Below are 6,362 nucleotides of genomic sequence, written 5' to 3'. Positions count from 1 at the left end.
TTTTTCCGTACCTTTTTCCTAAAAATATCTTCCCTATTAACTATTACCTAATCTTGTAAGAAGCTTATTCTTTTTCAGAGATTTCTATTGATAGCGGTTTTCATTTCAGTAGACCACAGTAGGGGAGAATAGCCATTCACCCCTACAGAGTTTTGGTTATGACAATGTGGTTTATCAAGGGTGAAAAGCGCTGTAGGTTGTCATTAATATTCTTAATTTAAAGTAGAAAAATAGTAGCTATAAAAGTATAAAGCTACGCATTAGGCAAATAAACTACCCGGAAACCCCTGTTATCATTGGAGAAGTCAGCATCCCCCCAAAGACGGGAAGCGCTCCGACAATTTCCAGGTTCATCATCCCAATACCCACCACGAATAACTCGTACCTTACTATCTCCTCCAGTTTCCCAAGCACTACCATCATTAGGCGCATCTTCATAATTCTCATGCCCAATATCCTGACACCACTCCCACACATTCCCGTGCATATCATATAAACCAAAAGCATTAGGAGGAAAACTGCCTACATCAGTTGTCTCCCCTCGAAATTTACCTTGAGGAGCATCGCCATAAGTATAGTCGCCATTATAGTTAACTAAGTCAGTAGTAATAGTGTCTCCAAAATAAAACGGTGTAGTTGTGCCAGCGCGACAGGCGTATTCCCATTGACTTTCACTTGGTAGTTTGTAAGTTTTCTTAGTTTTCTGGGATAACTTTTGACAAAACTTTTGAGCATTCTTCCAAGTGACAGTTTCTACAGGGCGTTTTCCTCCTTTAAAATTAGAGGGGTTTTCACCCATAATAGCTTGATATTGGTCTTGAGTAATAGGATATTTACTCATAGAAAAAGGTTGGATAGTAACTTCATGTTGAGGACTTTCAGCATTATCTTTTTCTACTTCGTTTTCTGGCGAACCCATCACAAAAGTACCCCCAGGAATAGACACCATTTCTAACATTATACCTTTACCCAAATCTTCAGTAAAAGATGTTACTTCATGAGAACTACGATTAACTTCTTCACCTTTATTGTTTACTATTATGACTTCAAATGGTTTTGGCGTACTTGGTTTAAGAACTAATTTAACTTGGAAACTTGCACCTGCTTTTTCTTTAGTAATATAGAGATTTCCTTCCCCCTCAAAATTAAAACCTACTTCTACCTCAGCTTGTTCAATTTTCATATCTTGATTAATTTCTTGCCAAGCTTCAGCAATAGGACGACTAATACTAACTAATATAGGTTTAACTTGGGCAAAAGTAGATTTAACTTTTTTAACTTCATTAGTAGAAATAGGTTTTGCTTCACCATCTGGAACTTCCGCTTCAACCAAAATCCCATCTTCTAGTTCAATTAGTTTGGTGGCCATATAAGTTTATTAGTAAATTTAACTGCTATTTCAATTTAAACATATTCTAGTAATTTACTCTATGAATTTTGCATAAATCAGAAAACAAGCATTTTAATATTTAGCAAAAGGTGAATCTAGCATTGATCAATATAAATATAGATGAAGCAGAATTTTTTTTTTAAGGAATATCTGATTTGGGAACAAAGAAGACAAATTCCTGTTTTCTATATAGTGTTTGTTAGATAAGTTAAGGCACACTGATAACTGATTATTGTTATCTGAAGGAAAAGGAATTGCTATGATATAAAAAAACGGTTAATTTGATTTGAAAGAATTACTCTCTAAGCTTTTGACAATATGTTTAACCTATTTTTGATGGTAATAATTTTTGAAATAGCTATACAATATAAAGTGTTGAAGTTGTAGTAAATTATGCCTGCTAAAGATGTCTTCCATGATGCTGTCAAAAATGCCTTAATCAAAGAAAATTAGATTATTACTAACGATCCTCTTTATTTAGAATTTGGTGGAGTCGATCTGTATGTTGATTTAGGTGCTGAAAAACTTGTTGGCGCTGAAAAAGATGGCAAAAAAATTGCTGTTGAAATTAAAAGTTTTATTCGACAGTCTCTAATTTCAGAATTTCATAATGCTTTGGGGCAATTTATTAACTACCGAACGGTATTAAGGAGAATTGAACCGGAAAGATGTCTATATTTAGCTGTTTCTGAGGATACTTATGAAAGTTTCTTTACCCTGGTATTTACTCAAGTAGCAGTTGAAGAAAATCAGATAAAATTAATTATTTATAATCCTGCAAATGAGGTAATTGTGCAATGGAAAAATTAACTAAATATAGGAATTATGTCAAAAATATTATTACTGAGTATAGTCAATACAAACCATCTTATGGAGACATAGAAGTACAAGTTGTTTTTGACGAAGAAAGAGATCATTATCAACTTCTCAATGTAGGTTGGCATGAGAATAGACGAGTACGAGGTTGTGTGTTGCAAATAGATATTAAAGATGAAAAAATCTGGATACAACATGATGGTACAGAAATCGGTATTGCTAATGAATTATTAGATTTAGGAGTGCCAAAATCAGATATTATTCTGGCTTTTCATGCACCTTATAAGCGGAAATATACAGGTTTTGCTGTGTCGTAAAATCAATAACTTTGGAGTTTTTTGGTATTTGTGGAATGACAGTTTGCGTCTCAATGTCATTGCGAGGGGGAATATTTCACAATAATTTTTCCCTAATAGCTAAAATACCCCCGAAGCAATCTTACAGTTCTAGAGATTGCTTCGAGGGGTTAAATATAAAAGTCAAAGCTAACTATTTTCACCTTCCCCTCGCAATGACAGTTTGCCTCTCAATTTCATTGCGTTAGCCTAGCTTTGCGGTAGCAAGGGGGAATATTTGACAATAATTTTTCCCTACTAGCCAAAATACCCCCGAAGCAATCTTAAAGTTTTAGAGATTGCTTCGGGGGGTTAAATAGAAAAGCCAAAGCTAACTATTTTCACTCCCCCTCGCAATGACAATAACACACACATTATCATTGCAAGTATGACAACCCCTAAATTTCAAAAAAGATCGATCCGCTTCGCGGAAAGGGAAGAGAAAAGAGGAAAAAAGAACAAAGGGGAAGAATGCTAGGGGCAGAAAGGAGGAGGCAACAAACCTGGCAAATAGACTACACGGAAACCCCAGTCGTAGTAGTAGTCGTCCGCATAGTCCCAGCAGCGGAAGGCACTCCGACAATCCCTGGGATTGTCGTACCAACTGCCACCACGAAGCACTCTTGTATGAGTATGTCCCCCAGCTTCCCAAGAACTGCCATCAGTAGGTGCATCTTCTAACTTACCCGAAACCCTTGATAAAAGGTCTTTAAATCGAAATTTACCACTAGGTTTATAGTTATCATGCCAAACATCCTGACACCATTCCCACACATTCCCGTGCATATCATATAAGCCAAAGGCATTGGGAGGAAAACTCCCCACATCTGTTGTTTCTTGTCGATCTTTTCCTTTCGGTGCATTAGCATAAGTATAGTTGCCATCATAGTTAACTAACTCAGACGTTATAGTTTCGCCAAAATAAAAAGGTGTGGTTGTTCCAGCGCGACAAGCATATTCCCACTGACTCTCACTTGGCAGTCTGTAGTTTTTCCGCGTTTTCTGAGATAGCTTTTGACAAAATTTTGTTGCATCGTACCATGACACATATTCTACAGGACGTTTTCCTCCTTTAAAGTAACAGGGATTTTTTTCCATAATGGCTTGATATTGATTTTGAGTAATGGGATATTTACTCATATAAAAAGGTTTCAGAGTAACTTGATGTTGAGGATTTTCATACTCATATCTTCCTTCTTCATTTTCCGGCGAACCCATTATAAAATTACCCCCAGGAATATAAAGCATTTCTAATATCACGCCATTACCCAAATCTTCAGTAAAAAATGGTGCTTTATCAGAAAGACGACTAATTTCTTCACCTTTGCTGTTGACTGTTATTACATCAAATGGTGGTGTAATTTGTTGAGCAGGTGAATTCTTAGGAACGTCTAATTTTTTGAGGGCTATAATTTCTTCAGCAGATAAATTATCAGGATTTTCTACAGGTTCTACTGGAGTTTCTACAGTCGATAAATCCTCAGAATTTTCTACAGTTTCTACAGTCGATAAATCCTCAGAAGTTTCTAATGATTCTCGTTCAATTTTTTCATAGATCTCAGTAGGCATTTCACGCCAAATCTTTTCCAAAGCTTCTATTGATATTGCTGTGCCAAAAGTTCCTTCCTTCGCTCCTTCCTTGTCAACTTTATGAGTAGTTACACCCAAAACAAAACCTGTTTCTAAATCAACAACAGGTGCCCCACTATAACCTTTTTGAAGTTCTCCTTTATCTATTTCTAGTTTACCAACAGCAACTTCTTCTTCCTTATTATCTATTGTTTGTAATGCTGTTTCTCCATCAACCATCATTATTCCTGTTATTATCTGGCGACGGCGTGCCTTATTTTCACCCATAAGAAAGTTACCAGGAATTTTAATTTCAAAACTTCTTTCTTGTTCCCCATATAAAATCATTAATGTTAAGGGCGGAAAAATATATTTGACTTTTAAAATTGCTAAATCAAAACCTTGAGGATCTCCTATTTCCAGAAGTTCTACAGGAATATCATTTACCCTTAGATTTTCTTCACCACCCACATCCTCAACAACATGAGCGCAAGTAAGCAGATAAGTATAATCTTCCTGCTGATAAAAAGCAAATCCAGTGCCAATAACATTTCCTTTTTTAGCACTGGTAATTAAAACAATTGATTCTTTTAATTTTCTCAGATTAATCATTCTCTGACTGTTTCGGTTTCAGCACTAATTTAACTTTTAAATTTGCACCTGCCTTTCCTTTAGTAATATATAGATTTCCTTCTCCCTCAAAATTAAAACCCACTTCCACCTCAGCTTGTTCAATTTCCATATCTTTATTAATTTCTTGCCAAGCTTCAGCAATAGGGCGACTAATACTAATTAATATAGGTTTAACTTTATCAAAACTAGATTGGACTTTTTTGGCAACATTAGTAGAAATTGGCTTTGCCTCATCATCTGCAACTTCTGCTTCAACCCAAATCCCATCTTCTAGTTCAATTAGTCTGGTGGCCATGTACGTTGATTATTGAATTTAACTGCTATTCTATTTAAGCATATATCAGTAATTCTTAGGTCATTTTCTTGTAATATAAATACAATTAGTAATCAGGATATATCCAATGAAAAAACTTATTAATAATCCCAACGATGTAGTTCGTGAAAGTCTCCAAGGTATGGCGATCGCTCACCCCGATCTCATAAAAGTCAACCTCGATCCCCATTTCATCTACCGCGCTGATGCACCAATAAAAAATAAAGTTGCCATAATTTCCGGTGGAGGTAGCGGCCACGAACCCATGCACGGGGGTTTTGTCGGGATGGGAATGTTAGATGCAGCTTGCCCTGGTGAAATCTTTACTTCTCCTACTCCTGACCAAATGTTGGAAGCAGCAAAAGTTGTCAATTCAGGTGCAGGTGTTCTGAATATTGTCAAAAATTATAGTGGGGATGTGATGAATTTTGAGATGGCAACCGAACTTGCTGTCTCAGAAAATATCCGAGTCTTGAATATATTAATAGATGATGATGTTGCCGTTAAGGACAGTCTTTTTACTCAAGGGCGACGGGGTGTCGGGACAACAGTGTTAGCAGAAAAAATTTGTGGTGCTGCTGCTGAAACTGGTTATGATCTGAAGCAAATAGCTCACCTTTGCCGAAAAGTAAATCTTAATGGGCGCAGTATGGGAATGGCATTGACATCATGCACCACACCTGCTAAAGGTAGTCCGACTTTTGAGTTAGGCAATAACGAAATTGAATTTGGTATTGGCATTCATGGGGAACCAGGGAGAGAACGAATGGCGATGAAGTCAGCAGATGAAATTGCAGAAATGTTAGCTATTAATATTATTGAAGATGTCGGTTATAGTCGGATGGTGCGGGAGTGGGATGAGGTGAAAGGAGAATGGCAGGAAGTGGAATTAATAGACTCACCATTTGAACCTGGCGATCGCCTTCTGGCTTTTGTGAATAGTATGGGTGGTACTCCTATTTCTGAGTTATATATTGTCTATCGGAAATTAGCAGAAATATGCGAACAAAAAGGATTAAAAATTGTGCGTAATTTGATTGGGCATTATATTACTTCCTTGGAAATGCAAGGTTGTTCTATTACTCTGTTAAAATTGGATGATGAGTTGATTAAATTCTGGGATGCGCCAGTGAAAACTGCGGCATTACGATGGGGTATTTGATATAAGTCAGAAGTTATAAGTCAGAAGTCATAAGTTAAATTTAGAGCTAATTTTTTTGCTCAAAAAAAGTTTTTGTTTGTAGTAGGACTTTAGTCTTATCTACAGTTCGGGCTAAAGCCCTACTACGAGCTTTAGTTAAATATT

General features: G+C 36.4%; 5 protein-coding genes and 1 pseudogene. 3 read left to right on the top strand and 3 right to left on the bottom strand.

Annotation, left to right across the window (positions count from 1 at the left end; all coding sequences use genetic code 11):
- Positions 1–253 precede the first annotated feature (253 nt).
- Entirely contained in the window at positions 254–1,369 is a 1,116-nt protein-coding gene (locus ACP6PK_RS23985; RefSeq protein ID WP_426557981.1) for a CU044_2847 family protein, read from the bottom strand.
- Between the two features lie 414 nt (positions 1,370–1,783).
- Between ACP6PK_RS23985 and ACP6PK_RS23980 the strand changes: the two are divergent.
- Positions 1,784–2,200: pseudogene (locus ACP6PK_RS23980) on the top strand (XisH family protein).
- Positions 2,188–2,523 (top strand): XisI protein, encoded by a 336-nt coding sequence (locus tag ACP6PK_RS23975; protein ID WP_426557979.1) that lies wholly within the window; start codon positions 2,188–2,190, stop codon positions 2,521–2,523. Before ACP6PK_RS23980 ends, ACP6PK_RS23975 begins: the two are co-directional and overlap by 13 nt.
- Before the next feature lie 492 nt (positions 2,524–3,015).
- On the opposite strand, the gene ACP6PK_RS23970 is transcribed toward ACP6PK_RS23975, so the two are convergent.
- Entirely contained in the window at positions 3,016–4,722 is a 1,707-nt protein-coding gene (locus ACP6PK_RS23970; RefSeq protein WP_426557977.1) for an SUMF1/EgtB/PvdO family nonheme iron enzyme, read from the bottom strand.
- Complete coding sequence (locus tag ACP6PK_RS23965; protein ID WP_094678419.1) at positions 4,715–5,038, bottom strand: CU044_2847 family protein; 324 nt, start codon at positions 5,036–5,038, stop codon at positions 4,715–4,717. The genes ACP6PK_RS23970 and ACP6PK_RS23965 overlap by 8 nt, the downstream gene beginning before the upstream one ends.
- A 106-nt stretch (positions 5,039–5,144) precedes the next feature.
- Here ACP6PK_RS23965 and dhaK point away from each other — a divergent pair, with 106 nt between their 5' ends.
- The gene (dhaK, locus tag ACP6PK_RS23960) at positions 5,145–6,218 is read left to right on the top strand and encodes a dihydroxyacetone kinase subunit DhaK (RefSeq protein ID WP_426557974.1); all 1,074 of its coding nucleotides are present in this window, start codon (positions 5,145–5,147) and stop codon (positions 6,216–6,218) included.
- The last annotated feature ends 144 nt before the right edge of the window (positions 6,219–6,362 follow it).

The organism is Dapis hubbardiae BLCC-M172 (genome assembly GCF_050016015.1).
Taxonomy (GTDB): domain Bacteria; phylum Cyanobacteriota; class Cyanobacteriia; order Cyanobacteriales; family Microcoleaceae; genus Trichodesmium.
This window is presented reverse-complemented; position numbering and strand designations above follow the sequence as displayed.

Coding starts and splice junctions, on each gene's coding strand:
- ACP6PK_RS23985 (WP_426557981.1), bottom strand. CDS start 1,369: ATGGCCACCAAACTAATTGAACTAGAAGATGGGATTTTGGTTGAAGCG.
- ACP6PK_RS23975 (WP_426557979.1), top strand. CDS start 2,188: ATGGAAAAATTAACTAAATATAGGAATTATGTCAAAAATATTATTACT.
- ACP6PK_RS23970 (WP_426557977.1), bottom strand. CDS start 4,722: ATGATTAATCTGAGAAAATTAAAAGAATCAATTGTTTTAATTACCAGT.
- ACP6PK_RS23965 (WP_094678419.1), bottom strand. CDS start 5,038: ATGGCCACCAGACTAATTGAACTAGAAGATGGGATTTGGGTTGAAGCA.
- dhaK (WP_426557974.1), top strand. CDS start 5,145: ATGAAAAAACTTATTAATAATCCCAACGATGTAGTTCGTGAAAGTCTC.